This window comes from Mesorhizobium sp. M0771 (assembly GCF_040320155.1).
GTDB lineage: Bacteria > Pseudomonadota > Alphaproteobacteria > Rhizobiales > Rhizobiaceae > Mesorhizobium.
In genome coordinates this window covers 167,181-192,705 of the sequence record NZ_JAMYPC010000010.1, presented here as the reverse complement: position 1 = coordinate 192,705, position 25,525 = coordinate 167,181, and the positions used below count along the sequence as shown (strand labels likewise).

Below are 25,525 nucleotides of genomic sequence, written 5' to 3'. Positions count from 1 at the left end.
GACGTTGGATTCGCGTGGCGGGATGCCGCAGCTCCCGTTTCGGTTGCATCAGCACTCGGCAGCGGTCGCTGCTAACTGCATGTTTTCGTGCATAAAACCCGACTGGGATCAGGAAAATCATAGACAGTTAAGGAACGGCGCGCACAATTCGGTGTTGGGAGGAATGGAGAATCAACTAGGCCAAGGGGCTGTCATGCGCGATCATTCCGAAATGGACCTGATGCTCAAGGGGTATGGCCTGACCACGGCCAAGATTCTGTACCATTTTCCCGACCACCCGCATCTGCTGCAGAGCTTCATCTGGCAGGATTACGATCTGGCGCCGAAGTTTCCGGTGCTGATCAAGTTCATCGAGTTCTGGAAGGCCAGGCTCGACGGGCCGCTGCATTCGATCAGCTACACGCACCAGAAGCTGATCGCGCCGAACGAATGGCGGAAGGTGGATGGGGAGTTCGTGCTGCACTGAGCGGCAGTATAGCTGATCTCCCCCGCAAGGGGGGAGATTGGCAGCTTCAACGTCGTGTGATCACACCGCAGGCGGGTTCAGCCGGGCGAAACCTTCCTGGCGGAGATAGGGGAAGTACGGGTAGGGCGCGGTCACTTCGCTTGCCATGTCGAGCTTTTTGACCTGCTCCGGCGTCAACGCCCAGCCGACGGCGCCGAGGTTCTGGCGCAGCTGTTCCTCGTTGCGGGCGCCGATGATGACGGAGGACACGGTCGGGCGCCGCAACAGCCAGTTGATGGCGATCTGCGGCACGGTCTTGCCGGTCTCTTCAGCCATCGCATCAAGCGCATCCATGACCCGGTAGAGATGTTCGTCCGCGACCGGCGGGCCGAAATCGGCGGTGTCGTGCAGCCGGCTCTTTTCCGGCAGGGGCTGGCCGCGGCGGATCTCGCCGGTCAGGCGGCCCCAGCCGAGCGGGCTCCACACCAGCGCGCCGATGCCCTGGTCGATACCGAGCGGCATCAGCTCCCATTCATAGTCGCGACCGACCAGCGAGTAGTAGACCTGATGCGCGGCGTAGCGCGGGTAGCCATGCTTGTCGGCTTCCGCCAGCGATTTCATCACCTGCCAGCCGGAGAAGTTGGAGACGCCGACATAGCGCAGCTTGCCGGCGCGCACGAGGTCGTCCAGCGTCGACAACACCTCCTCGATCGGCGTGCCGGCATCGAAGGCGTGCAGCTGCAACAGGTCGATGTAATCGGTGCCCATGCGCTTCAGGGCGGCGTCGACGGCTTTGATCAGCCGCGAGCGCGACGAGCCGTAGTCGGCCGGTCTGTCGCCCATCGGCAGCGAAGTCTTGGTCGAGATCAGCACCGCGTCGCGGCGGCTTTTGATGGCTTCGCCAAGCACTTCCTCGGAGGCGCCGTTCGAATAGACATCGGCGGTGTCGAACAGATTGACGCCGGCCTCGAGGCAGATGTCGATCAGCCGCCGCGCTTCCTTGGCATCGCTGTTGCCCCAGGCCCCGAACAGCGGCCCGGAGCCGCCGAAAGTGCCGGCGCCGAAAGAGAGTGCGGGCACTTTCAGGCCCGATGCGCCGAGACGTCGATAATCCATTTTATGCTCCTTGATGATGTCGAAGAAGGATTGCGCGTGATGCTCATGACTGGGCGCAGACCGGCACCCCGATTGTGGGGGCGCGATCGAGGCGCAGCGCCAGGGCAGCGACGCCAAGAGCCGCGACCGGCAGCAAAGCGGCGATCCAGGTTAGTGAGCCGAGGCCGAGGTCATGGGCAATCACCGCGCCGCCAAGCCAAGCGCCGGCGGCATTGCCGAGGTTGAAGGCGGCGATGTTGAAGGACGAGGCGAGGCTCTGGCCCGCGCCTTGCGCCTTTTCCAGCACCCACATCTGCAGCGGCGCCACGGTGGCGAAGGCGGCGGCACCAAGCAGGCCGACATAGATGACGGCCAGGATTTGGCTGTGGACGGCGAAGGTCATTGTGGCCAGCACCAACGCCAGCACCACGAGGCTGCCGAGCACCGCCGGCACCAGCCAGCGGTCGGCGACCTTGCCGCCAAGCAGATTGCCGGCGATAAGACCGCCACCGAAGACGAGCAGGATCGGCGACACGGCGGCTTCCCCAAAACCGGTGATCTCGGTGAGCAGCGGGGCGATGTAGGTGAAGACGGCGAAGACGCCGGCATAGCCGAGCACGGTGGTGGCGAGGCCGAGCAGCACCGGCGTGCGGCGCAGCACTGCGAGGTCGGCGCGCAGATTGGTCTTCTCGGGCGCTTCCTTGCTGCGCGGCACCAGAAGCAGGATGACGGCAAAGGCTGCCAAGCCGACCAGGGTTACGGCCCAGAAGGTGGCGCGCCAGCCGAAGGTCTGGCCGAGCCAAGTGCCGAAGGGCACGCCGAGGATGTTGGCGATAGTCAGGCCGGTGAACATCAGCGCGATCGCCGAGGCTTTCTTGTTGGGCGCGACCAGGCCGGTGGCGACCACCGAGCCGACGCCAAAGAAAGTGCCATGGGCAAAGGCGGTGATGATGCGGGCGCCCATCAGCGTCCAGTAGTCGGGGGCGATCGCACAGGCGAGGTTGCCGAGCGTGAAGATCGCCATAAGGGCCAGAAGGACGGTCTTGCGGGGCCAGTTGCCGGTGGCGATGGTCAAAAGCGGCGCGCCGATGACGACGCCCAACGCGTAGCCCGAAATCAACTGGCCGGCGGCCGAGATCGAGACTCCGAGATCTTTGCTGACATCGATCAGCAGCCCCATGATGACGAATTCGGTGACACCGATGCCGAAGGCGCCGGCAGCGAGGGCGTAGAGAGCAAGAGGCATGGCGGTTTCCAGTTCGAACTCGATGAACGCGACCAGACCCGCGCCCCGACCGCAGAGATCGTGTTGCCATGCCTTGTGAACCAGACTTGCCTTGGGCATATTTCCTGTGAAATAGATTCACAAATGGCCAGACCCGATATCAACCGTTCCGGCGAGATCGAAGTGTTCGTCCGCGTCGTCGAGGCGGGCAGTTTCTCGGCTGCGGCTCGTTCGCTGCGTATGACACCGTCGGCGGTGAGCAAGCTGATCGCGCGACTGGAGGCAAGGCTCGGCGCGCGGCTGGTCACGCGCTCGACGCGCAAGCTGCAGCTGACGCCGGAAGGGACGGCGTTCTATGACAGCGGGGTGCGCATCCTGGCCGATATGGCGGCGGCCGAGCGCGAGGCGGCCGTGGGTGCCGCGCCGCGCGGACGGCTGCGCGTCAACTCCTATGTGCCCTTCGGGGTGCATCGGCTGATCCCGCTGCTGCCTGATTTCCTCGAACGCTACCCCGGGATTTCGGTCGATCTGGTGCTGACCGACAGCGTCATCGATTTGATGGCTGAGCGTGCCGACGTCGCCATCCGCGCCGGGCCGCTCGGCGAGTCGCGGCTGGTGGCGCGCAAGCTCGGGCAAAGCCGGATGACAGTCGTTGCCGCACCGTCCTATCTCAAGACGCATGGCACGCCGCTGGTTCCAGCAGATCTCGACCGGCACAATCGCATGGCTTTCGGCTTTGTCCGGCATGTCGATGGCTGGTCGTTTGTCGATGCAACCGGGAACGCCGTCATGGTGCCGATCACCGGAAACACGCTGGTCGGCGATGGCGAGTCGATGCGGTTGATGGCGGTCGGCGGCGCCGGCATCGCCCGGCTGGCACACTGGCATGTGGCCGATGACATCGCGGCGGGGCGGCTGACGGCGCTGCTGGAGGATTTCAATCCGGGCGACGAGGAGCCTACCCACGCCGTCTATGTCGGCCAGGGCCGGCATTTGCCCGCACGGGTGCGGGCGTTTCTCGACTTTCTGGTCGAGAGCGTGCGGATGAGCTGAAAAGACGTTGGGGAGCCAGATGACCCCCCAAGCATCAGGCGACAGCGGTGACTATTTCTTCGGGGTGAACGGCGCCGGGCGGCGACCGGCGCCCTGACGCTCCAGCATCCAGCCGGGATATTCGGCCGGCAGCGCGCTGACCTCATCCAGCCTGGCGAGATCGTCGGCGTCGAGCTTCACCTCGGCCGCGGCAAGGTTCTGCTCGAGCTGCTCCATGCGGCTGGCGCCGATGATGACGCTCATGACGAAAGGTTTGGCCAGGACATAGCCGAGCGCCACCGTGGCGACGCTGACGCCGTGCTTCTGGGCGATCTCGCGCATCACGGCGACAGCCGCCCAGGCGCGGTCCTCATCGACCGGCGGGAAGTTGAAGGCGGCGCGGCGGCCTTCGCCATTGCCGGGAGCGCCGGGGCCGTATTTGCCCGACAGCAGGCCGCCGGCCATTGGCGACCAGACCATCAGGCCGAGCTTTTCCTCGTTGATGAGCGGCACGATCTCGCGCTCGAGGTCGCGGCCGGCGATCGAGTAATAGGACTGGATGGTCTCGAAGCGGGAAAATCCCTTGCGCTCGGCAACGCCCAGCGCCTTGGCGATGCGCCAGGCCGCCCAGTTGGAGACGCCGACATAGCGGACCTTACCGCTGGCAACGAGATCGTCGAGCGCCCGCAGCGTCTCGTCGACTGGCGTCACGGTGTCGGTGCCGTGCAGCTGGTAGAGATCGATATGGTCTAGCTGCAGCCGCTCCAGGCTGCCCTCGACCGAATCCATGATGTGGCCGCGCGAAGAGCCGCGCTCGTTCGGGCCCTGGCCCATGGCGCCATGCACCTTGGTGGCAATGACGACGTCCGAGCGTTTGACGCCAAGATCCTTGAGCGACTGGCCAAGCAGGCGTTCGGACTGGCCGAATGAATAGACGTCGGCCGTGTCGAAGAAATTGACGCCGGCGGCGATGGAACGGGCAACGATGTCGTTGACGCCCTTCTGGTCGAGGCTGGCGATCAGGCCCCATTGGGCATTCTCGCCGGCGGCGCCGAAGGTCATGGTGCCGAGGCACAGTTCGGAAACGAACATCCCCGTATTTCCGAGTTGATTGTAGCGCATGGTGGCGGCTCCAGCAGATGTGTGATGACGCCATGCAAATAGGAACGGTGCGTTTCGTTTCCAGTGGTGGCACAATCGACCTAGCGCAGTTGGCTCATAGAGCCCGTCAACCGTCGCGAGATCTTCATGCCGAAAAATCTATCAGAATTCCACGGGTCGGATCATCGTCTTTGAGCGGCGGTTGACCTCCTCGTCGAAATCGTCGTCCCACGCGGGACCGGAGAGAAGATATTCGGCAAGCGAAGGCTTTGCGCCGATCAGTTGGTCATAGTCATCAGGAGATAATACGACGGCAGCCGGCTTTCCGCGCAAGGTGATGGTTTGCGCCCCTTCTTCGTGCGCCTGTCGTACAAGCTTCGAAAGATTGTTTCTCGCGTCCCTGAGGTGCCAGTCCAAGAAGAATAGTCCTCGCTAACTCGCCGGATGTGCTCGAAACATTAGCTCGAATAGCCGGGGAACGACAGGTGTCTCACGAAGCCGAAGGCTACCGGCTTCCAAAAATCGCTGACCCGACGCGGACGCTGGTGGCGCCGAAGGCTATGGCGGTCTCGAAGTCGCCGGACATGCCCATCGACAGTTTTGCCACGCCGGCCTCCATGCCGAGCTTTTCCAGCAGGGCGAAATGCGGGCCGGGGTTTTCGTCGGCCGGCGGGATGCACATCAGGCCTTCGATGGCGAGGCCGTGGACATCGCGGCAGCGGGCGACGAAGGCGACGGCGTCGCGCGGCTCGATGCCGGCCTTTTGCGGCTCCGAGCCGGTATTGACCTGGACGTAGAGTTTCGGCGTGCGGCCCTGGCGCACGATTTCCTTGGCGAGTTCGGCGGCGATCTTTTCGCGGTCGACGGTCTCGATGACGTCGGCGAGAGCTACGGCTTCCCTCGCCTTGTTCGACTGCAGCGGGCCGATCAGATGCAGTTCGATATCAGGGAATTCCGCTTTCAAGGCCGGCCATTTGCCTTGCGCTTCCTGCACGCGGTTTTCGCCGAAGACGCGCTGGCCAGCCTCGATGACCGGGCGGATGACGTCGGCCTCAAAAGTCTTCGACACCGCAACCAGCGTCACCGAACCGGCGTCGCGGCCGGCCTCGCGCTCGGCGGCAGCGATCCTCGTCTTGACGGCGAAAAACTGTTCGACGGCGCTGGCCATGTCCATATCCTGCCTGTCTTTAATCGTCTTGGCCGGCTCGCCGCAGTTGACGGGTCCGGCAATCCATGGTGAACACCGCGACGACATTTACCTTGGCCACCGGGCCTTGTCCGGCGGTCTGCGCCTGCTTTTAAGTGAAAATCATCCGATGGCAACCGAACGATACAATCCGCGCGCGTCAGAGCCCAAATGGCAGAAGGCCTGGGCCGAAAAGAAGCTGTTCGAAGCGCATAACAACGATCCAAAGCCGAAATACTACGTGCTGGAGATGTTCCCCTATCCCTCGGGGAAGATCCATATCGGCCACACCCGCAACTACACGATGGGCGATGTGGTGGCGCGCTACAAGCGGGCCAAGGGTTTCAACGTGCTGCATCCGATGGGCTGGGACGCGTTCGGCATGCCGGCCGAGAATGCCGCGATGCAGAACAAGGTCCATCCCAAGGAATGGACCTACGCCAACATCTCTGCCATGCGCGAGCAGCTCAAGATGATGGGCCTGTCGCTGGACTGGTCGCGTGAATTCGCCACCTGCGACGTCGACTATTACCACCGCCAGCAGATGCTGTTCCTCGATTTCGTCGAGAAGGGGCTGGTGACGCGCAAATCCTCCAAGGTCAACTGGGATCCGGAGGACATGACGGTGCTCGCCAACGAGCAGGTCATCGATGGGCGCGGCTGGCGTTCGGGCGCGCTGGTCGAACAGCGCGAGCTGACGCAATGGTTCTTCAAGATCACCGACTATGCGCAGGACCTGCTGGATTCCCTGAATGGTCTCGGCGAGTGGCCGGAAAAGGTCAAGCTGATGCAGCAGAACTGGATCGGCCGCTCGGAAGGGCTGCTGATCCGCTGGCCGCTGGCTGCTCCGGTTGGGGACACGCACGAGCTGGAAGTCTACACGACCAGGCCCGACACCATTTTCGGCGCCTCCTTCATGGCTGTCGCCGCCGACCATCCGCTGGCCAGGAAGGCCGCCGAGACCAATGTCGAACTGGCCAAGTTCATTGACGAAATCAGACATATGGGCACCTCGGTGGCCGCGCTTGAGACGGCGGAGAAAAAGGGCTTCGACACCGGCATCCGCGTCGTTCATCCGTTCGACGACTCGTGGACGCTGCCGGTCTATGTCGCCAATTTCGTGCTGATGGAATACGGCACCGGCGCCATATTCGGCTGCCCGTCGGGCGATCAGCGCGACCTCGACTTCGCCAACAAATACGGCCTGCCGGTCATCCCGGTGGTGATGCCCGAAGATGGCGACGCCAAGACCTTCCAGGTCACGGAAGAGGCCTATGTCGACGATGGCGTGATGATCAATTCGCGCTTCCTCGACGGCATGAAGCCGGAGCAGGCGTTCGACGAGGTCGCAAAGCTCCTGGAGCAGAAGACCATCGGCGGCAGGCCGATGGCCGAGCGCAAGGTGAACTTCCGCCTGCGCGACTGGGGCATTTCGCGCCAGCGCTACTGGGGCTGCCCGATCCCGATGATCCATTGCGAGGATTGCGGCGTGGTGCCGGTGCCGAAGGCCGACCTGCCGGTCAAGCTGCCCGACGACATCGAGTTCGACCGTCCCGGCAATCCGCTCGATCGTCACCCGACCTGGCGGCATGTGACGTGCCCGCAATGCGGCAAGGATGCGCGGCGCGAGACAGACACGATGGACACGTTCGTCGATTCGTCCTGGTATTTCGCGCGCTTTACAGCACCCTGGGCCAATGACCCGACGGAGCCGAAGGCTGCCGATGACTGGCTGGCCGTCGACCAGTACATTGGCGGCATCGAGCACGCGATCCTGCATCTGCTCTATTCGCGCTTCTTCACCCGCGCCATGCGCGCGACCGGTCATCTCGACCTGGCCGAGCCGTTCAAGGGTCTGTTCACGCAAGGCATGGTGGTGCATGAAACCTACCGCGTCGGCGGTGCGTCGAACAATGGGCGCTGGCTGTCGCCGGTTGAGGTCAGGGTCGAGGATATCGGCGGCAAGCGCCGTGCCATCGAGATCGCCACCGGCGAAGAGGCGGCGATCGGCTCACTCGAAAAGATGTCGAAGTCGAAGAAGAATACGGTAAGCCCGGAAGACATCACCGACGGCTACGGCGCCGACACCGCACGCTGGTTCATGCTGTCGGATTCGCCGCCCGAGCGCGACGTCGAATGGACGGACGATGGCGCCGCCGGCGCACATCGCTTCATCCAGCGTGTCTGGCGCCTGGTGTCCATTGCCGCCGAGACGCTTGACGGCGCCAAGCCGCAGGCGGCGCCGGAGGGCGAGGCGGGGGCCGTTTCCAAGGCCGCGCACAAGATCCTGAAGGCTATCGGCGAGGATATCGAGAAGCTCGGCTTCAACCGGGCCATCGCCCGCATCTACGAACTGGCCAATGCCTTGACCGCGCCGCTCAACGACGTCGCCGAGGGCAAGGCCGACGCGGCGCTGAAAGGCGCCTGCCGCGAGGCGGTGGAGATCCTTGTGCATGTGGTCGCGCCGGTCATGCCGCATCTGGCTGAAGAGTGCTGGCACACGCTCGGCGGCACCGATCTGGTCGCCGAACGGCCTTGGCCGGTCTACGATCCGGCACTGGTGGTCGACAACGAGATCGTGCTGCCGGTTCAGGTCAACGGCAAGAAGCGCGGCGATTTGACAATTGCCCGCGACGCGGACCAAGGTGCGGTCGAAAAAGCGGTTCTGGCTCTCGACTTCGTGCAGAAAGCGCTGGAAGGTAAGGCGCCCCGCAAGGTGATCATCGTGCCGCAGAGGATCGTCAATGTCGTTGCTTGACTTCAGAAGGATGGGGCCCGATCTGGAAAAGACGACGCGCTTGCTGCGCCGCACCGCGCTCTGCGGGCTGGTGGCCTCGATGACGCTGATTTCGGCCTGCACGGTCAGGCCGCTCTATTCGAGCGCGCCGCTGACGGCAGGCTCGACTGTCAGCGCGTCGGCGGAGCTCGCCTCGATCGCGGTCAAGCCGGTCAAGACCCGCTATGCCCAGCAGGTCCGCAACAATCTGATCTTCGCCTTCGGCCAGGGTGCCGGCGAAACGACGGCACCGGTCTACATGCTCGATCTCGGTGTCACCGAACTGGTCGAATCGGCCGCGGTGGTGCAGATCCAGACCGACGAAGACGAACCGACGGCAGGCACGGTGACGCTGACCGCAAACTATGTGCTGACCGATGCCAGGACCGGCGTGGTGATCGCCACCGGCAAGCGGTCGATCCCATCATCCTTCGACAAGCCGACGCAGGAGTTCGCTTCCTACCGGGCGCAGCTCGACGCTGAGAACCGCGCCGCGCGTGAACTGGCTGAAATGGTGAGCCTGTCCGTCGCCCAGGACTTGGTCAGGCACGGCAAGAAAGCCTGAGCATTCCCTGGCGCTGCCAACTCGACTTTAGCAGTCCGCAATAAAAAGGCCGGTTTCCCGGCCTTTTTGTATCGAACCCGATCTCAGCCGATCTTCTGGCCGGTCTTGGCCCAGTCGGCAGCGAACTGATCCAGGCCCTTGTCGGTCAACGGGTGCTTGACCAGCGCCTTCAGCGTCGCGGCCGGCGCGGTAACGACATCGGCGCCGATCAGGGCTGCCTGCTTGACGTGGTTCACGGTGCGAACCGAAGCGACGAGGATCTCGGTGTCGAAATCGTAATTGTCGTAGATCTGCCGGATCTCCTGGATCAGTTCCATGCCGTCCGCGCCGGTATCGTCGACGCGGCCGACGAAGGGCGAGATGAACGAGGCGCCGGCCTTGGCCGCCAGCAGCGCCTGGTTGGCCGAGAAGCACAGCGTTACATTGACCATGCGGTTCATCTCGGTGCGGATCGTCTTGCAGGCGCGCAGGCCGTCGAGCGTCAGCGGCACCTTGATGCAGACATTGTCGGCGATCTTGGCCAGGATGTTGGCCTCGGCCATCATGTCCTTGTATTCGACCGCAACAACCTCGGCCGAAACCGGGCCCTTGACGATGTCGCAGATCTGCTTGGTGACCTCGGCGATCTTGCCGCCGGATTTCAGGATCAGCGAGGGATTGGTGGTCACGCCGTCGAGCAGCCCCAGGTCGTTCAGTTCCTTGATGTCCTTGATGTCAGCGGTGTCGACAAAAAATTTCATGGGGGTCTCCTGAAAGATTTCCATGTGCATGCCATGCACATTCGGGGTTGCCCTTTGATCTAGACCAAAGTCGGGGCAAGGTCACGCCCGATGATCGAAGATTCGCCCTTTGTCGCAGCCGCGCCGGTGCTGGTGCCGATGCCCGCCGAACGGCCCTATACCTACGCTGTGCCCGCCGGCATGCGCGTGGTGCCGGGCTCGATCGTGCGCGTGCCGCTCGGTCCGCGCCAGGTTGCCGGCATCGTCTGGGATGGTGCGGTCGAGAATATCGACGCCAAAAAGCTGCGCCCGATCGAACAGGTCTTCGACTGCCCGCCGATCGACCGCGGCATGCGCCGCTTTGTCGACTGGCTGGCGCAGTACACGCTGTCGCCGCCCGGCATGGTGGCGCGCATGCTGTTGCGCGCGCCGGAGGCGTTCGATCCCGAACCATGGATCGAGGGCCTGCAGCGGACCCTCGTCATGCCCGACCGGATGACGGATGCCAGGACGCGCGTGCTGGAGACGGCGGAAGGGGGGCTTGCCTGGACGCGATCCGGCCTGGCGCACGCGGCGGGCGTGTCGTCGACGGTGGTCGAGGGGCTCAAGGCGCAAGGCGTGTTCGAGACGGTGATGATCCCGCCTCGACCGGTGGTCGCCGCGCCCGATCCCTCCTACGCCATGCCGGAGCTGATGCCGGACCAGGCAGACGCGGCCGCCATGCTGCGCGCCAATGTCACGGCCGCTGCTTTCAACGTCACGCTGCTCGACGGCGTCACCGGTTCAGGCAAGACGGAAGTTTATTTCGAGGCGGTGGCGGCAGCCCTCGACCAGGGCAAGCAGGTGTTGATCCTTTTGCCGGAGATCGCGCTGACGCATGCCTTCCTCGAACGCTTCCAGCAGCGCTTCGGCGCCAAGCCGGCGGAATGGCATTCCGACCTGCCGCCCCGAATGCGCGAAAAGGTCTGGCGACAGGTGGCGGAAGGCGGCGTGCGCGTCGTCGCCGGCGCACGCTCGGCGCTGTTCCTGCCGTTCCGCGAGCTCGGGCTGATCGTCGTCGACGAGGAGCACGACCCTGCCTACAAGCAGGAGGACCGCGTCTTCTACAATGCCCGCGACATGGCGGTGGTGCGCGGCCATATCAGCGGCTTCCCGGTGGTGCTGGCATCGGCGACGCCATCGGTCGAAAGCCGGGTCAATGCGCAGCAGGGCCGCTACAGCAGGGCGGTGCTGTCGGCGCGCTTCGCCGAGGCCGCGCTTCCCGATCTCAAGACGATCGACATGCGGCGTGCGCCGCCGGCCCGCGGCGGCTTCCTGTCGCCGCTGCTGATTGGAGAGATGCAGCGCACGCTGGAGAGACAAGAGCAGTCGCTGCTGTTCCTCAACCGGCGCGGCTACGCGCCGCTGACACTGTGCCGGGTCTGCGGCCACCGCTTCGGCTGCCCGGTCTGCTCGGCCTGGCTGGTCGAGCACCGCTTTCGCGGCCAACTCGTCTGCCACCATTGCGGGCACAATGAGAAGCGGCCGGAGGCCTGTCCCGAATGCGGCACGCTCGACCATCTGGTGGCATGCGGGCCGGGCGTCGAGCGCATCGCCGAAGAGGTGGTGGCGCATTTCCCTGACGCGCGCACCATCGTCTTGTCATCCGACCTGATGGGCGGCGTGCGGCGGCTGCGGCTGGAACTCGAAGCCATTGCCAATGGCGAGGCTGACATCGTCATTGGCACCCAGCTGGTCGCCAAGGGGCATAACTTTCCCAACATGACGCTGGTCGGTGTCGTCGATGCGGATCTCGGCCTCGCCAATGGCGATCCGCGCGCCGCCGAGCGCACCTTCCAATTGCTCAGCCAGGTGACCGGGCGCGCCGGCCGTTCCGGCAAGAAGAGTTTGGGGCTGCTGCAGACTTTCCAGCCGGACCATCCGGTGATGCGGGCGATCGTTTCGGGCGATGCCGAGGCATTTTACGAGCGCGAAATCACGGAGCGCGAACGGGCCGCTCTGCCGCCCTTCGGCCGGCTCGCCGGCGTCATCGTCAGCGCGGTGACGCGGGCCGAGGCCGAAGGCCATGCGCGCGGCCTGCGCCGTGCAGCACCCCAGGCCAGCGACCTGTTCGTACTCGGCCCGGCCGAAGCGCCGCTGTCGCTGCTCGGCGGACGCCACCGCTTCCGCTTGCTGATCCAGGGTGAAAAGCGCGCCGACATCCAAGGCTTCATCCGCACCATACTCGCCGAAGGGCCGAAGCAGCGCGGCTCGGTTCGCGTCCAGGTCGACATCGATCCGCAGAGCTTCTTGTAAGCACAAAGGCTAAAGCCGCCGCCGGCGCCCCTGTGCCGTTTTGTCAAGAAAACTCAGCACCTTAGCACATGCTAAAATGCGCGCTGCTCATGTACCCAGCTCCCGTCCGTTCGCTGACTAATCCTGATTTAAAAAGTCATAAAATAAATGTTGACTCGTTTTATCATGAATTATAACTGGGCCTTTCCGCTTTGGCACTGGGGACCAGGGCATGGATGAGGGCAGCATGCGCAGATTTTGCATTTCACTTCTTTGGTCATCGGCTTTGGGTTCGTCGATTATGGCAGGCGCGGCATTTGCCCAGGAAGCCGCCCCGACAGGCACGCAGGAAGGGACCGTGCTCGACCAGATCCTGGTCACCGGCCGCAATGAAAGGTCCATTTCCAGCGTTGCCCAGTCCGTTCAGGTCGTGGAACGGGAACAGGTCGAGGAAGCCGCGCAGGAAAACATCGACGCCGCGACGCTGATCAGCCGCATCGTTCCCGGCTACGCGCCGCGCAACCAGACCATTTCGGGCGCCTCGGAAACCTTCCGCGGCCGCAGCGTGCTCATCATGGTCGACGGTGTGCCGCGCAACACGCCGCTGCGGGACGTGTCACGCATCCTGTCGATGATCGACTTGAATTCGGTCGAGCGCATCGAAGTCATCAACGGCGCGTCGAGCCTCTATGGCGCCGGCGCCACCGGCGGCACGATCAACTTCATCACCAAGCGTGGCGACAGCGACAAGCCGAAGGTGACGGTGCGCACCGGCGTCACCGCCTTCACCGAAAATCCCGGTAAGTCGGCAGGGCCCAGCACAAGCGTTTCGGTCGAGGGCAAGAAAGGCGATTTCGACTATTTCTTCTCGGCCTCCGGCGATCTGTCGCGCCGCACCTATGACGGCCACGGCAACGAGATGGCTTCGGACGCCATGCTCGGGCAAGGCGGCGGTGACCGCACCGGCACGGGCAATCTGTTCGGCGTGGCCGGCTACCAGTTCGATGCCCGCCGCTTCGAGGTCAGCGTCGACTGGACCTATGCCAAGCAGAAGCCGGACTGGTTCACCGATTACACGACCAACCCCGTCTCCCCGGATTTCGGCGATCCCTATGAAGGCAAGCCGCTGGAGGAAGATTCGAAATACCTGACCGCCAAATACACCGACAGCGACTTCGCGCTCGGAAACCTCGAGGTCAAGGCGTTCTACAACGACATCTTCAAGCAGTCGCCCTTCACCAAATTCTCGGCCGTCAACAGCCAGGTCTACCTGCCGACGAACCCGACGCGGCCGGTGATCCTGCCGCCGGGCACCGACCCGACCGCCGACTTCAACCAGACGGCGCTGCAGTCGCGGCGCAGCGGCGTCAACCTGACCGTCAACACGCCGATGGACTTTCTCACCCAGGGCAGCACGCTGACCTGGGGCGCCGACTATGTCTTCGACGCCACCGATCAGCAGTTGACCAACGGCCAGGACGCCATCTCGCCCACGACCCAGAACTCGGTTGCCTTGTTTGCGCAGGGTGAAATTCCGGTGACGGATCGCTTTCGCATCAGCGGCGGCGCGCGCTACGACCAGTTTTATCTCAACGTTGAAGACTTCACCCGGCCTGCCGCTGCCGTTCTGCTAGGCCGCAACATTATCGGCCTGCCGGCGATCCAGGTGACCGGCGGCTCGTTCGACTACGACGCCGTCACCTTCAACGCCGGCGCCGTCTACGATCTGACCGAAAGGATGCAGCTTTTCGGCAATTTCTCGCAAGGCTACAGCCTGACCGACATTGGCGGCTTCACCCGCCGCGCCGGGTTGAACTCCAACGCCGAGACCTGCGACGCCTATGGCACCGCCATCAGGCCGCTGCTGCCCTGCACCAACGCGCCGGATTATGCGATCAGCTATGCCGATATCGCGCCCGAGCCCCAGCTGGTGAACACCTGGGAAGCCGGCCTGCGCGGCGACTGGGGCAACTATCGCGGCGGCGTCAGCACCTATCTGTCGACCTCGGACAACGGCGTCAGCTACGACATCGTCAACAACCGGGTATCGCAGCAGAAGGAACGCATCTGGGGCGTCGAAGCCAATCTCGAGGCAGACCTCAGCGGCATGTTCACGCTGGGCGGATCGGTCGGCTATGTCGAAGGCAAATACGATGCGGACCGCGACGGCCACATCGAAGCCAACGAATATCTGCCCAACAACCGCATCCCTTCGACCTACAAGGGCCTGGTCTATCTCACGACCCATTTCGAGAACGAACTGACCCTGCGCAGCGAGTTGGAGCTGTTTTCCGGACGCGACCGCATCGCCACCCAGGAACTGGACGGTGCGGCTCTGGTCAATCTCGCCGTGTCGAAGAAGTTCGCCAATGAGAGCGTGCTGAACCTTGCCGTGCGCAACGTGTTCGACACCTACTACATCAACCCTTCCGCATCGGCGACGCGCGGTGCCGACGTTCCGGGTCTGGGGCGTTCGGTCGCGCTGTCCTACCAGATCACCTTCTGAGGGGCGGCGATGGCGGTATCTCTCCAACGAAATGGAGCGCTGGTCTCGCTGCTGGCAGAAGCGCCCGCCGATCCGGCGGATGGCGGGCGCTATGTCGAGGCGCTCGGCCGCATTTCGCAGGAACGGAAGCCGTTCGCGCTGCTGGTTGATATCGGCATCGAGATCGCCCTCAATGACGCCCAGCGCAAGGCGCAAAACCTCTGGTACAAGGCGCAACGCGAGCAGCTCGAAAAAGTCTGCCGCGCCTGCGCGCTGGTGCGCTCCGCCGCCGACGAAAACATGCAGCGCGTCTGGCAAAGCCTGTTCGGCTTTCCGGTGCTCGTCACCCGCAGCCGGGCGGAGGCCAACGCCTTCCTGAACGGTTACGCCCCGAAGGAATATGCCAAATGAGCGCCGACGCAGCCCAGCCGGCGCCTGCCGGGCTTTCTCGGCTGCGGCTTTTCGTCGTCCTGGCCTGCCTCTATCTGGCGCAGGCGATCCCGAGCTACCTGTTTGCCGCGGCGATCCCGCCGATCCTGCGCGAGCAGGGTGTGTCGCGCACCGCCATCGGCATGATGGCGCTGCTGATGCTGCCGCTGGTGCTGAAATTCCTGTGGGCGCCGCTGGTCGACCGCTTCCGGCCGCTGGCCCGCGCGCATCGCGCCGGCTGGGTCATCATCACCCAGGTCGGCGTCATCGCCGGCATCGCCGCCATGCTGTGGATCGAGCCGACCGATGTCACCGGCATCTTTGCCGCCGGCCTTGTCGTGAGCCTTTTGATGTCGACGCAGGACATCGCCACCGATGGTTACGCGGCCAAATATCTCGATCCGAAGGACAGGCCGATCGGCAATGCGATCCAGGGCGGCGCCGTCGCGCTCGGCGTCGTTCTCGGAGGCACACTCGGCCTGTTGGCCTATCATCATGCCGGCTGGCAAACCATGGTGGCCATGGTGGCCGCGCTATCGGTCATCCCGCTGTTTGCCGCCTTCGCCATGCGCGAGACCGATCCTGTCGCCAGCGCGCCGCAAGGAGCCATCGACCGCCCCTCCGTCCTGCGCTTCCTGCGCCGGCCCGAGGCGCGCCAGATCCTGTGGATCGCGCTCATCTACCGCGCCAGCGAAGGGCTGGTGAAGTCGATGGAAGGCTCCTATCTCGTCGATGCCGGCGTGCCGCTCGACATCATCGGTTATCTCTCTGGCGGTGCTGCGCTCACCGTCGGGCTCGGTGGCTCGGCGCTGGCGGCGTGGCTGCTGCACAAGCGCGGCGCCGCCTCGGTGCTCGGCCTGCTCGGCGCGCTGCGCACCTTATGCTTCCTGATCTTCGCGCTGCATGCTTTCGGCGCCATCGCCGGTTTCTGGCCGATCTTTGGCGCCTCGTTCCTGCAGACGCTGGTGCGCTACATGGAAATCGTGGCGCTCTACAGCCTGTTCATGGCCGTGACTTCGTCGGACCAGCCGGGCACCGATTTCACCATCCTGTCCTGCGCCCAACTCATCGTCTACCTCGTCGGCTCCATGCTTGCCGGGCGCCTCGCCGACATGCTCGGCTACGCCGCGCTGTTCACCCTGGCGACCGTGCTGTCGGGCATGGCCGTGGTGGCGACCTATCGCATGCTGAATGCCCATTTTGCCGATGCCGCAAAGGCCCAGCCGGGTACTCCGATGCAGCCGCTGCCGGAGGTCGCCGAATGAGCGCGGTCTTTTTAACGCCCGGTTTCACGAACCATGGCTGCGAGACAGGCGGCGGCCAGCGCCAGCGCAGCGCAGCCGGCCAGCGGTGCAAAGGGCCACAGTGTGAAGGCAAAGCCGCCGGCCACCGCACCGATGCTCTGCGAGCACATGGGTGCTGGTGAGCCAGCCGGCTGCGGAGCCCTGTTCGCCGGGCTCGAGGCGCTTCATCAGCCATGCGGTGTAGCCGGGTGTCGCCAGCGCAATGCCGGCCGCCGCCACCATCAGGGCTGCAGCCGAGGCGACGTGGCTTGCCGTGACGGTCAGCATCGTCATGCCGCCGCAAACCAGGAGGCATCCGACGACAACGCTGTTGCGCTCGGCCAGCCGCAGGCGCGCCACGACCAGACCCTGAACCAGAACCATGACGACCGCCATCAGCATCAGGGCCAGGCCGGTCACTGTCGTGGCCTGCGTCGGGTCAAGGCCAAAACGCTGCTGGACTATCGGGCCGAGCATCATCTGCACTTGCCCGAAGCCCAGCGTCAGGCACAAGCCCATCGCCAAGCAAGGCAGAGCGCGGCGATCGAAGGGCGATATTCCACGGCCGGCATCAGCCGCCTTGCCGTCGATCTGTCCGCCGCCTGCCTCCTTGCCCGGCGCGAGCCACAGCAACAGCGGGCTGAACAGGAACAGGATGGGTGGCAGCAGCGGCGACAACACGGCAGCCGTCGCCGGCAGCGCGCCGGCCAGGCGTCCCATGCTGACACCGGCGCCAAGCAGTCCCAGCGCGGCCTGTCGCCTGTCATCGGCAACCGAGCGGCTGGCCCAGACCTGCGCCGTCGGCATGACGCCCGATGCGGCGAAACCGTACACGGTTCGCGACAGCACCAGCAAAGCGAGGCCGAGCGCGGCTCCCATGCCTGCTATCAGCAGCATGGCGAACACCGCCTGGCCTGCCAGCATGGCGAGGCCAAGCAGGCGCAGCAGCCTGGCGTGGCCAAGCCGTTCGCCCAGGCGGCCCCACAGCGGCGAGCCGACCAGGAAGGCCGCCGCGCCAACGGCAGTCGCCGCGCCGACGGCAAACGTGTCGAGCTTCAGCCGCTCCATCACCAAGGGAACGAGCGACACGAAAGCCGATTGGCCGAAGCCGATCGCGGAGACCGCGATTGCCAAGCGGCGAAGAAGGGAAGATCGATTTTTCATACTGATCGTCATAACGCGAAGCTTATTTCTCTTTTAGAATAGATAATCAACGGAAATGTTTAATATGACAACGTATAAAATACAATACATACAGTATTGTTAAGATTTATGCGGATGCACATGGAGCAAGTAAAACCAGAATCTTCCTCTGCATTAAGCCCGTTCCTCAACGCGTTGCTGCGGGAATGGGATGGCTGGGAATTCATCGACGCCAGGCAAACCGGGCTGTTCCGGCTGCAGGCGGCTGTGCTGCGCCTGAATTTCCCTGCCTCGCGCGCGGCGGTGCTCGTCGAGGCGCGGCATCGCTCGAAGGTCGGCTACCACGATTTCGCGATGCCGCTCTGGCGCCTTGATGCCGATGGCGAGGCGTCTGAGATCGACCTTTTCAGTCTTTTGACGCTGATCCTGGCGGATCCCGACATTGCCGGCCGGGCGACACCGAAAAGCCGGCTGACCTTCCTGCGCCGCAGCCTGGCCAGCATCGCCGCGATCACTGAGGCGACTGCGGCGCGTGGATCGTCGCGGCCTTTCTCCGAAGGCGATCCGGATTTCATCGAAGCCGAAAGTGCGCTGCGTTTCGGCCACGCCGTGCACCCGGCGCCGATGAGCCGCGAAGAGTTCACGCACACGGATTCCGCGCGCTTCGGGCATGAATACGCCAATGCCTTCAAACTGCGCTGGTGGGCCGTCGATCCAGCCATCCTCACTGGGGGCAGCGTCGAGCCGCTAGATGTCACCGAGATGGCCCGCGGGCTTGCCGCCAGCGATCCGCAGCTGCTCGCTCGTGCCGGCCAGCAGCAGGGCAAAGTGCTCGTTCCGATGCATCCGTGGCAGGCCGCACGGCTGATGTTGGAAGACCGCATCGAGAGCCTGTTCCGCGCCGACCGCATTGTCGATCTTGGGCTTGGCGGGCCGGCCTGGCGCGCCACGACCTCGCTGCGCACAATTCATTCGCCTGAAGCCGAGTGGATGCTGAAATTCTCGCTCAGCCTGCGCCTGACCAATTCAAGGCGCATCGTCGAGGAGCATGAATGCCGGCGTGGCCTTTCGGTCCACCGGCTGGTCAAGGGCAGGCTTGGCGACGCCTTGCAGCGCCGCTGCCCGACCATGACGGTGCTGGGCGAGCCGGCCTGGTTTGGCCTGCGCGATGAAGACGGGCGGCTGATGACGGACACCATCGTCTCGTTTCGCGAAAATCCGTTCCGCGGCACGGGCAGCCCTCGGGCCGCCGTTCTCGGCGCGCTGTGCGAGCGCCATCCCGGCCGCACCGAGAGCCATCTGTCCGACCTGGTCCGCCGCATCGCCCGCGACGAGAAGAGACCTGTCGAGGAGACGGCACTTCTGTGGTTCGAGCGTTTCCTCGAAACCGCCATCGAGCCCTTTATCGTCGCCTTCTCGGAATTCGGCCTGCTGTTCGGCGCCCACCAGCAAAACCTCGTCGTCGGCCTCGCCGGCGGCTTGCCGAATGCGCTTTATTTTCGCGACTGCCAGGGCACCGGTTATGTCGAGGAATTCCTGCCCAGGCTGCGCGAATTCCTGCCTGAGGCCGGTCAATCGGGAGACCATGTCTTCCCGGCGGAAGCGGCCGCGAAGCTGTTCGGATACTATTTGATCGTCAACGGCGCCTTCGCCGCTGTCGCAGCCCTTGCCGCTGCTGGCCTCACCAACGAAGACGACCTGCTGGCGATATTCCGCCGCTCGCTCGAGCGGCTGGCCGCCACGCCGATGGCTGACCGGTCCTGCGTCGACTATCTGCTCAACGCGCCGACGCTTGCCGCCAAAGGCAATTTCCTGATCGCGCTGCGCGACATCAACGAGAACACAGAGGTGACCGACCCGCTGGCCGGTTACGTCGAGCTTCCCAACCCCCTGCATGTGAGAGAGTACGCATGAACATCGAGGCTGCGAAAAACTGGTCACCCGCCACCGTCGCCGGCAACGAAGGATGGCAGCATCTGGCCTCGGCCGCCGAGCCGCTCGCCATTCGTGCCGGCGATGGCCATGTCAGCCTGGTCGATGCCGACGGAACAGCGGTCGGACAGGCCCGCATCTCCGTCGCCGATGGCCGCCTGCTCATCGACGACGTCGCGTTTGCCGGGGCCCGTCTCGACCAGCCGCAGATCCTGGCGGGTCTGGTCGATGCGGCGCTGCGCCTACATCCTACCTTCGACCGCGCCTTCCTGCCGGCGGCCAAGACACTGTGGCCGGTTTCGGTGCTGGCCACCGAGACAGTTTCGGGCGAGCCGGAACGCGCCGTCATTCATCGCTCGGTCCTGCGCCAGCTGCCGCTGCTGTGGCGCAGCCAGGCCTCACATGTCACCTATCCGGCGTTGACGACCGCGATCGGTCCGGAAGACCGGCTGCCGCCTTTGCGCCAAGCGCGGCCCTGCGGCCCGATGTATGAGCGCTGGATTCCGGAGATCGGTCTCACCGTGTCGCTGCGCCCGATCGACCGCCGGACCGATCTCGATCTCTTCCATCGCTGGATGAACGATGGCCGCGTCGCCTTCTTCTGGGAGCTTGCCCAGAGCCATGAGGAGCTCGACAAATATCTCGCCGAGCAGGAGAGCGATCCGCATATTTTCGGCGTCATCGCCAGCTTCGACGGCGAGCCGACCGGCTATTTCGAGTTCTACTGGGCCAAGGAAGACCGGCTCGGGCCCTACTACGAGCCGCTCGACTGGGACCGCGGCTGGCATGGGCTGATCGGCAACACGCGCCATCTCGGCCGACCGAAGACGCTGGCTCTGTTCCGTTCCGTTAACCACTATCTGTTCCTGGATGAGCCGCGCACGCAGCGCATCGTCGGCGAGCCTCGCGCCGCGCATCAGAAGATGCTGAGCTATTGCGCCGACGTCGCCTTCGACAAGGTCAAGGAGTTCGACTTTCCGCACAAGCGTGCGGCGCTGGTCTGCTGCGAGCGGAAGCGCTTCTTCCGCGAGGTGCCGCTGTGACGGTACAGCAACCCATCGCCAAGGCGGGAGCGCGCTGGACCGCGATCAATCGCGAGGCCGTCGCCAAGGCGATCTCCGAACTGACCTTCGAGGAGTGCCTGGCGCCGCGCGAACTTTCGCCCGGCCGGTGGGAGCTGACGCCCGGCCCCGGCGTGACCTACCGCTTTGCCGCGACGCGGCGCCTGTGGGGCCAGATCGCTGTTCGCCCGGAGACGCTGACCCGCGATGCCGGCATCGAGCTGCCGGTCGACGATGCGGTCGCCTTCTTCGCCGACGCGCGCGAGACGCTCGGCATGTCGCCGGCAACGTTCTGCACCTATGCGAAGGAACTCTACAACACGCTGATGGCCGACAAGCGCATCGTCAAGACGCGCGGCAATCGACCAGCCGCCGAGCTAGCCGCGCTGCCGGATACCGAGTTGCAGGCGTTGCTCGACGGCCATCCGAAGGCGCCCGCCAACAAGGGCCGGCTCGGCTGGGGGCGGGACGACTTCGAGCGCTACGCACCTGAATCGGCCACCGCATTCCAGCTCTTCTGGCTTGCCGCCGCGCGCGACCGTTGCCAGCTGGCGCTCGATCGCGAGATTGACGAAGAGGTGCTGTTGCAGGCAGCACTCGGCGATGACGAGCGTGCAAGGCTTGAAGCGGCCATCACCGCCGCCGGGGTCTCGCGGTCGACGCACAGGCTGCTGCCGGTTCACCCCTGGCAGTGGCAGGCAATGATCGCCTCGCAATATGGTGGCGAGATTGCCGCCGGCCGGCTGGTGCCCCTTGGCCAGTTCGGCGATCCGTTCCTGCCGTTGCAGTCGCTGCGCACGCTTGCCAATGCGGCGCGGCCCGAGGCGCTGCACGTCAAGCTGCCGCTGACCGTCCTCAACACCTCGGCCTGGCGCGGCGTGCCGGGAAAATACATGGAGATCGGCGCCGATCTGTCGCGCTGGCTAGGCGCGGTGGCGGCCGCGGACCCGGTGCTCAAGGACGTCAAGGTCTTGAAGGAAGTCGCCGGCGCCTTCTACCCGCATCCGCACTATACCGGCGTGGAAGGCGCGCCCTATCAGTTTTGCGAGATGCTGGGCGCCATCTGGCGTGAAAGCCCCGAAAAGGATCTGCCAGCGGGCCAGCGGCCGATGATGATGGGCGCCCTGCCGCAGCGCGACGCGCACGGAAGGCCGATCGCCAGCGCCCTGATCGAACAATCCGGCCTTGGTCCGGAGGCATGGCTCGATCGCCTGTTCTCCACGGTCTTCGTGCCGCTCTACCACTTCATGTGCCGTTACGGCGTCGGCTTCATCGCCCATGGCCAGAACGTCACCATTATCCTCGACGGCGCAACGCCGGTCGGTGTGGCGGTCAAGGACTTTCAGGGCGACCTCGACCTCGTCGACCAGCCATTCCCGGAACTGGCCGGCCTCGACGGAAAAATCCTCTCGACGCTGAAGCGCCGGCCACCGGCACATCTTCTGCAGCATTTGCAGACCGGGCACATCGTCAGCGTCCTGCGCTTCCTGTCCGAGGCGCTGGCCACCTGGGACCGCTTCGACGAGAGGACTTTCTACGGCATCCTCGCCTGCGCCATCCGGCGCTACCAGGCGCAGAACCCTGAGCTGGCGGAACGGTTCGCGCTTTTCGATCTGTTTGCGCCGAAGATTCCGCGCATCGCCATCAACAAGGTGCGGTTCGCGATCGGCTACGGTGACAGCGGCGAACGCCCTCTGCCCGACCTCGGTACACCGCTCGACAATCCGCTTAACCCCGAGTCAGCCCGGCGATCTCCCATCAGCCCAGCCAGCTCCACAAGGAGTTCGCCATGACCCATACGCTTGACCTCGCCGGCATCGGTATCGGGCCGTTCAATCTCAGCCTCGCCGCCCATCTCGATGCGGTGGACGGCGTCGAAGCGCGCTTCTTCGACCGGGCGACGCGGCTTGAATGGCACCCCGGCATGATGCTGCCTGGCGTCGAATTGCAGACCTCTTTCCTCAAGGACCTCGTCACCGCGACGCATCCGACCAGCCCATGGTCGTTCATGTCCTATCTGGTCGCGCAGAAGCGGTTCTACGAATTCCTCAACGCGGATTTCTCCGCCATTCCGCGGCCGGAATTCGCCCGCTACCTCGCATGGGTCGGCGAGAACCTGTCATCGCTGCGCTTCGCCAGCGCCGTCGATCAGATCGACTTCGACGGAACGAATTTCAGGCTGCGTACCGGCCGTGAGGAGGTGAGCGCGCGCAATCTTGCCATTGCCGTCGGGCTGAAGCCCAACATCCCTGCCTGGGCGCGGGCGGCGGCCTCCGACCAATGCTTCCACAACGCCCAGGCCGCCAACCGTCTCGATCGCCTGAGCGGACAGCGCATCGCCGTGATCGGCGGCGGCCAGAGCGGCGCCGAGGTGCTGCTGCATCTGATCTCCTCCGACCGCTTCGCCGGCCGAGAGATCGAGTGGATCTCGATGCGGCCGAATTTCCTGCCGCTCGACGACTCGCCGTTCACCGACGAGCTCTTCACGCCGGGCTATGTCGAAAACTTCCATCGGCTGCCGCAAGGACGTCGCGAGACGATCCTGGAACAGCAGCTGCTTGCCGGTGACGGCGCATCGACGAGCACGCTGAAGGCGATCTACCGCCAGCTTTACACGCTGCGGCACCTCTCGGAGGAAACGACGGCGGTCAACATGACGCCGCATCGCGAAGTGCTGAACGTGACGCGGGAAGGCAGCGAATACCGGCTGATCATGCGCAACGGCTTCGACGGCGCCATCGAGACGCGCACCGTCGATGCGGTGGTGCTGGCCACCGGCTATGCCTTTGCCATTCCCGATTGCATGGCGCCGCTGATGGACAGGATCGCGCTGGACGAGCGCGGCCACTACCGGCTCAACGGCAGCTTCGAGGTCGAATGGGACGGGCCCGACGACCGGCGCATCTACGCGCTCAATGCCGGCCGGCTCAGCCATGGCATAGCCGAGCCGCAGCTCAGCCTGATGGCCTGGCGCAGCGCCAAGATCGTCAATTCGCTGCTCGGGCGGGCACAGTTCGATCTCAATCTGCCCGATCCGCCGGTTGCCTGGAGTTCAAGGCACACGACACAAAGCCTGCATCATCTCGGCGCCAATGCGAGGATGACCGAATCGGGCGCGCGGTGATGTTTGTGGAGGCGGGCCGAAGAGCGTGGTACGGCGCGCGTTAAGATTGACATCGACCCGTAAAGCTTTTCTGTGAGAGAGATCGTTCGGTCCTGCTGGAGGCTCAGCGCATGAAAACCCTTGGCCTCATCGGCGGCATGAGCTGGGAATCGACGGCGATCTATTATCGCCTGCTCAACGAGATCGTGCGCGAGCGGCTGAGCGGGCTGCATTCGGCAAAGCTGTTGCTCTATTCCTTCGACTTCGCCGAAATCGCCGGCCGGCAGCATCATGGCGACTGGGACAGTGCGGGCGTGCTGCTGGCGGATGCGGCGCGCAAGCTGGAGGCGGGCGGCGCAGAGGGGCTTTTGATCTGCACCAACACCATGCACAAGCTCGCCGACCGGGTGCAGGCGGCGGTGTCGATCCCGCTTATCCACATTGCCGACGCCACGGCCGTCGCGGTCAAGGGCGCCGGCGTCAAGCGGCCGGCGCTGCTGGCGACCCGCTTCACCATGGAGCAGGATTTCTACAAGGGCCGACTGACGGAGAAATACGGGCTGCAGCCCGTGGTGCCGGACCAGGCCGGGCGCGACATGGTGCACCAGGTAATCTACGACGAGCTCTGCCGCGGCATCGTCAGCGCGGCATCGAAGGCGGCCTATATCGACGAGGTCGCCCGTCTACGACGCGATGAGAAGATCGATGGCGTCATCATGGGCTGCACCGAGATCACCATGTTGATTGGCGAGCGCGATTTCGACATTCCGGTGTTCGACACCACGCGCATCCATGCCGAGGCGGCGGTCGCATTCATGCTGCCCTGAAGGGCCAAAACAGAGATCAGGGCTGGGCGGCCACGGCGACATTGCCGCTGCCGACCACTTTCAGCTTCCATCGATCTGCTTCCGTGCCGGCCAGATTGAGGTGCCTGGTCAGGAAATAAAGGCGATCGGTGTCGGGGCCTTTGGCTGTGCAAAACCGGTCCTGCAGATAGGAGTGAGGCGTCGCCTGATAATACAGGTTGGCCACGATGCTGGCCGGACGCGCGCGCGGCCTAAACAGCCTTCCGCTCCTTCACGAATTGCGTGCCAAAACTGCCGCGCGCTTGACTTCTTTTTGCAGCGACATTCAATACATCCGGCATTGCTGTGAGGGGATGAAAGCAAGATGGAATTTGCGTTTCCGTGGCCGACCAGCCAGGGCGAATGGCTGGCTTGGTCCAGCGCCGTCGTCACCTTGGCGCTCGGTCTGCTGTTTTTCCTCGCGCCAGGGCTGGCATTTCGGATTCTGCGGCTGCAGGTCCGGCCCGAAAGGGCAGCGGCAATCGCGGAAGGGCGCGGCCGGATGTCGGGCTTCTATCTCGGCGTCAGCCTGTGCTGCATTCTGTTGGCGCAGCCGTGGCTCTATATGGCACTCGGCTTTTCCTGGCTGTTCACCGCTTTTGGCCGTTTGCTGTCGATGATGTCGGACGGCGCCAACACGCCTTTCAACTGGGCGTCGATCGTCGTCGAACTCGTCCTGGCCGCGTTGCCGCTTGCCTTCGTCTTCGGCTTTCTGCCCTGAATCGGCAGCCAATCCAAAGGCTTCAGTTGAACTCTGCGGCCGGATGCGACAATAGTGCCCGAAAAGCATGCGGGACGACGCATTGCGGTCTTAAAATGCCTGTGC

Annotated in this window: 22 protein-coding genes; 14 read left to right on the top strand and 8 right to left on the bottom strand. The window is 64.4% G+C overall.

Annotated elements, in window-relative coordinates; genetic code table 11:
• Positions 1-193: 193 nt before the first annotated feature.
• Positions 194-466, top strand: a complete 273-nt coding sequence (locus NKI05_RS17570; protein ID WP_023668649.1) for an usg protein — start codon at positions 194-196, stop codon at positions 464-466.
• Between the two features lie 60 nt (positions 467-526).
• Here NKI05_RS17570 and NKI05_RS17565 read toward each other — a convergent pair whose 3' ends face one another.
• Complete coding sequence (locus NKI05_RS17565) at positions 527-1,561, bottom strand: aldo/keto reductase (protein WP_352792750.1); 1,035 nt, start codon at positions 1,559-1,561, stop codon at positions 527-529.
• 43 nt (positions 1,562-1,604) lie between these two features.
• Entirely contained in the window at positions 1,605-2,786 is a 1,182-nt protein-coding gene (locus tag NKI05_RS17560; protein WP_286458483.1) for an MFS transporter, read from the bottom strand.
• Between the two features lie 123 nt (positions 2,787-2,909).
• On the opposite strand from NKI05_RS17560, the gene NKI05_RS17555 reads away from it, so the two are divergent.
• The gene (locus NKI05_RS17555) at positions 2,910-3,818 is read left to right on the top strand and encodes a LysR family transcriptional regulator (protein WP_023700207.1); all 909 of its coding nucleotides are present in this window, start codon (positions 2,910-2,912) and stop codon (positions 3,816-3,818) included.
• Between the two features lie 51 nt (positions 3,819-3,869).
• Here the strand turns inward: NKI05_RS17555 and NKI05_RS17550 are convergent, their stop codons facing one another.
• The 3 genes from NKI05_RS17550 to NKI05_RS17540 form a co-directional block, all read right to left on the bottom strand.
• Complete coding sequence (locus NKI05_RS17550; protein ID WP_023668653.1) at positions 3,870-4,919, bottom strand: aldo/keto reductase; 1,050 nt, start codon at positions 4,917-4,919, stop codon at positions 3,870-3,872.
• 141 nt (positions 4,920-5,060) lie between these two features.
• Positions 5,061-5,315 (bottom strand): type II toxin-antitoxin system Phd/YefM family antitoxin, encoded by a 255-nt coding sequence (locus NKI05_RS17545; protein ID WP_023668654.1) that lies wholly within the window; start codon positions 5,313-5,315, stop codon positions 5,061-5,063.
• 88 nt (positions 5,316-5,403) lie between these two features.
• Entirely contained in the window at positions 5,404-6,066 is a 663-nt protein-coding gene (locus tag NKI05_RS17540) for a YggS family pyridoxal phosphate-dependent enzyme (RefSeq protein ID WP_023815279.1), read from the bottom strand.
• A gap of 148 nt (positions 6,067-6,214) precedes the next feature.
• Here NKI05_RS17540 and leuS point away from each other — a divergent pair, with 148 nt between their 5' ends.
• Both leuS and NKI05_RS17530 read left to right on the top strand, forming a co-directional pair.
• A complete protein-coding gene (gene leuS, locus NKI05_RS17535; RefSeq protein ID WP_023815278.1) occupies positions 6,215-8,842 on the top strand; it encodes a leucine--tRNA ligase in 2,628 nt (875 codons plus the stop codon).
• Positions 8,829-9,425 carry an LPS assembly lipoprotein LptE gene (locus NKI05_RS17530; RefSeq protein WP_023815277.1) on the top strand — a complete coding sequence of 199 codons (597 nt, stop codon included), beginning with the start codon at positions 8,829-8,831 and terminating at the stop codon, positions 9,423-9,425. The genes leuS and NKI05_RS17530 overlap by 14 nt, the downstream gene beginning before the upstream one ends.
• A gap of 83 nt (positions 9,426-9,508) precedes the next feature.
• Here NKI05_RS17530 and fsa read toward each other — a convergent pair whose 3' ends face one another.
• A complete protein-coding gene (gene fsa / locus NKI05_RS17525; protein ID WP_023688874.1) occupies positions 9,509-10,165 on the bottom strand; it encodes a fructose-6-phosphate aldolase in 657 nt (218 codons plus the stop codon).
• Positions 10,166-10,255: 90 nt separating this feature from the next.
• Here fsa and NKI05_RS17520 point away from each other — a divergent pair, with 90 nt between their 5' ends.
• The 4 genes from NKI05_RS17520 to NKI05_RS17505 all read left to right on the top strand — a co-directional run bounded on the left by NKI05_RS17520 (position 10,256) and on the right by NKI05_RS17505 (position 16,597).
• Positions 10,256-12,439 carry a primosomal protein N' gene (locus NKI05_RS17520; RefSeq protein ID WP_023815276.1) on the top strand — a complete coding sequence of 728 codons (2,184 nt, stop codon included), beginning with the start codon at positions 10,256-10,258 and terminating at the stop codon, positions 12,437-12,439.
• A 280-nt stretch (positions 12,440-12,719) separates the two neighbouring features.
• A complete protein-coding gene (locus NKI05_RS17515; RefSeq protein WP_023815275.1) occupies positions 12,720-14,924 on the top strand; it encodes a TonB-dependent receptor in 2,205 nt (734 codons plus the stop codon).
• A gap of 9 nt (positions 14,925-14,933) precedes the next feature.
• Positions 14,934-15,314 carry a hypothetical protein gene (locus NKI05_RS17510; RefSeq protein WP_023815274.1) on the top strand — a complete coding sequence of 127 codons (381 nt, stop codon included), beginning with the start codon at positions 14,934-14,936 and terminating at the stop codon, positions 15,312-15,314.
• A complete protein-coding gene (locus NKI05_RS17505) occupies positions 15,311-16,597 on the top strand; it encodes a RhtX/FptX family siderophore transporter (RefSeq protein WP_023815273.1) in 1,287 nt (428 codons plus the stop codon). The genes NKI05_RS17510 and NKI05_RS17505 overlap by 4 nt, the downstream gene beginning before the upstream one ends.
• Before the next feature lie 24 nt (positions 16,598-16,621).
• Here the strand turns inward: NKI05_RS17505 and NKI05_RS17500 are convergent, their stop codons facing one another.
• Positions 16,622-17,779 (bottom strand): MFS transporter, encoded by a 1,158-nt coding sequence (locus NKI05_RS17500; protein WP_352792745.1) that lies wholly within the window; start codon positions 17,777-17,779, stop codon positions 16,622-16,624.
• A 120-nt stretch (positions 17,780-17,899) separates the two neighbouring features.
• Here NKI05_RS17500 and NKI05_RS17495 point away from each other — a divergent pair, with 120 nt between their 5' ends.
• The 5 genes from NKI05_RS17495 (at position 17,900) to NKI05_RS17475 (ending at position 24,681) form a co-directional block, all read left to right on the top strand.
• Positions 17,900-19,672, top strand: coding sequence for an IucA/IucC family protein (locus NKI05_RS17495; RefSeq protein ID WP_023815271.1), 1,773 nt, complete (start codon positions 17,900-17,902; stop codon positions 19,670-19,672).
• Entirely contained in the window at positions 19,669-20,733 is a 1,065-nt protein-coding gene (locus tag NKI05_RS17490; protein ID WP_031205317.1) for a GNAT family N-acetyltransferase, read from the top strand. Before NKI05_RS17495 ends, NKI05_RS17490 begins: the two co-directional genes overlap by 4 nt.
• Positions 20,730-22,544, top strand: coding sequence for an IucA/IucC family protein (locus tag NKI05_RS17485; protein ID WP_050594078.1), 1,815 nt, complete (start codon positions 20,730-20,732; stop codon positions 22,542-22,544). Before NKI05_RS17490 ends, NKI05_RS17485 begins: the two co-directional genes overlap by 4 nt.
• Positions 22,541-23,875: a lysine N(6)-hydroxylase/L-ornithine N(5)-oxygenase family protein gene (locus NKI05_RS17480; protein ID WP_023815268.1), complete on the top strand. Its 1,335-nt coding sequence runs from the start codon at positions 22,541-22,543 to the stop codon at positions 23,873-23,875. Before NKI05_RS17485 ends, NKI05_RS17480 begins: the two co-directional genes overlap by 4 nt.
• Positions 23,876-23,985: 110 nt before the next feature.
• Positions 23,986-24,681, top strand: coding sequence for an aspartate/glutamate racemase family protein (locus NKI05_RS17475; protein WP_023815267.1), 696 nt, complete (start codon positions 23,986-23,988; stop codon positions 24,679-24,681).
• Between the two features lie 16 nt (positions 24,682-24,697).
• Here NKI05_RS17475 and NKI05_RS17470 read toward each other — a convergent pair whose 3' ends face one another.
• Entirely contained in the window at positions 24,698-24,886 is a 189-nt protein-coding gene (locus tag NKI05_RS17470) for a hypothetical protein (RefSeq protein ID WP_023815266.1), read from the bottom strand.
• A 138-nt stretch (positions 24,887-25,024) separates the two neighbouring features.
• Here NKI05_RS17470 and NKI05_RS17465 point away from each other — a divergent pair, with 138 nt between their 5' ends.
• Positions 25,025-25,420 (top strand): AGROH133_08824 family phage infection protein, encoded by a 396-nt coding sequence (locus NKI05_RS17465; protein ID WP_023684099.1) that lies wholly within the window; start codon positions 25,025-25,027, stop codon positions 25,418-25,420.
• Positions 25,421-25,525 lie beyond the last annotated feature (105 nt).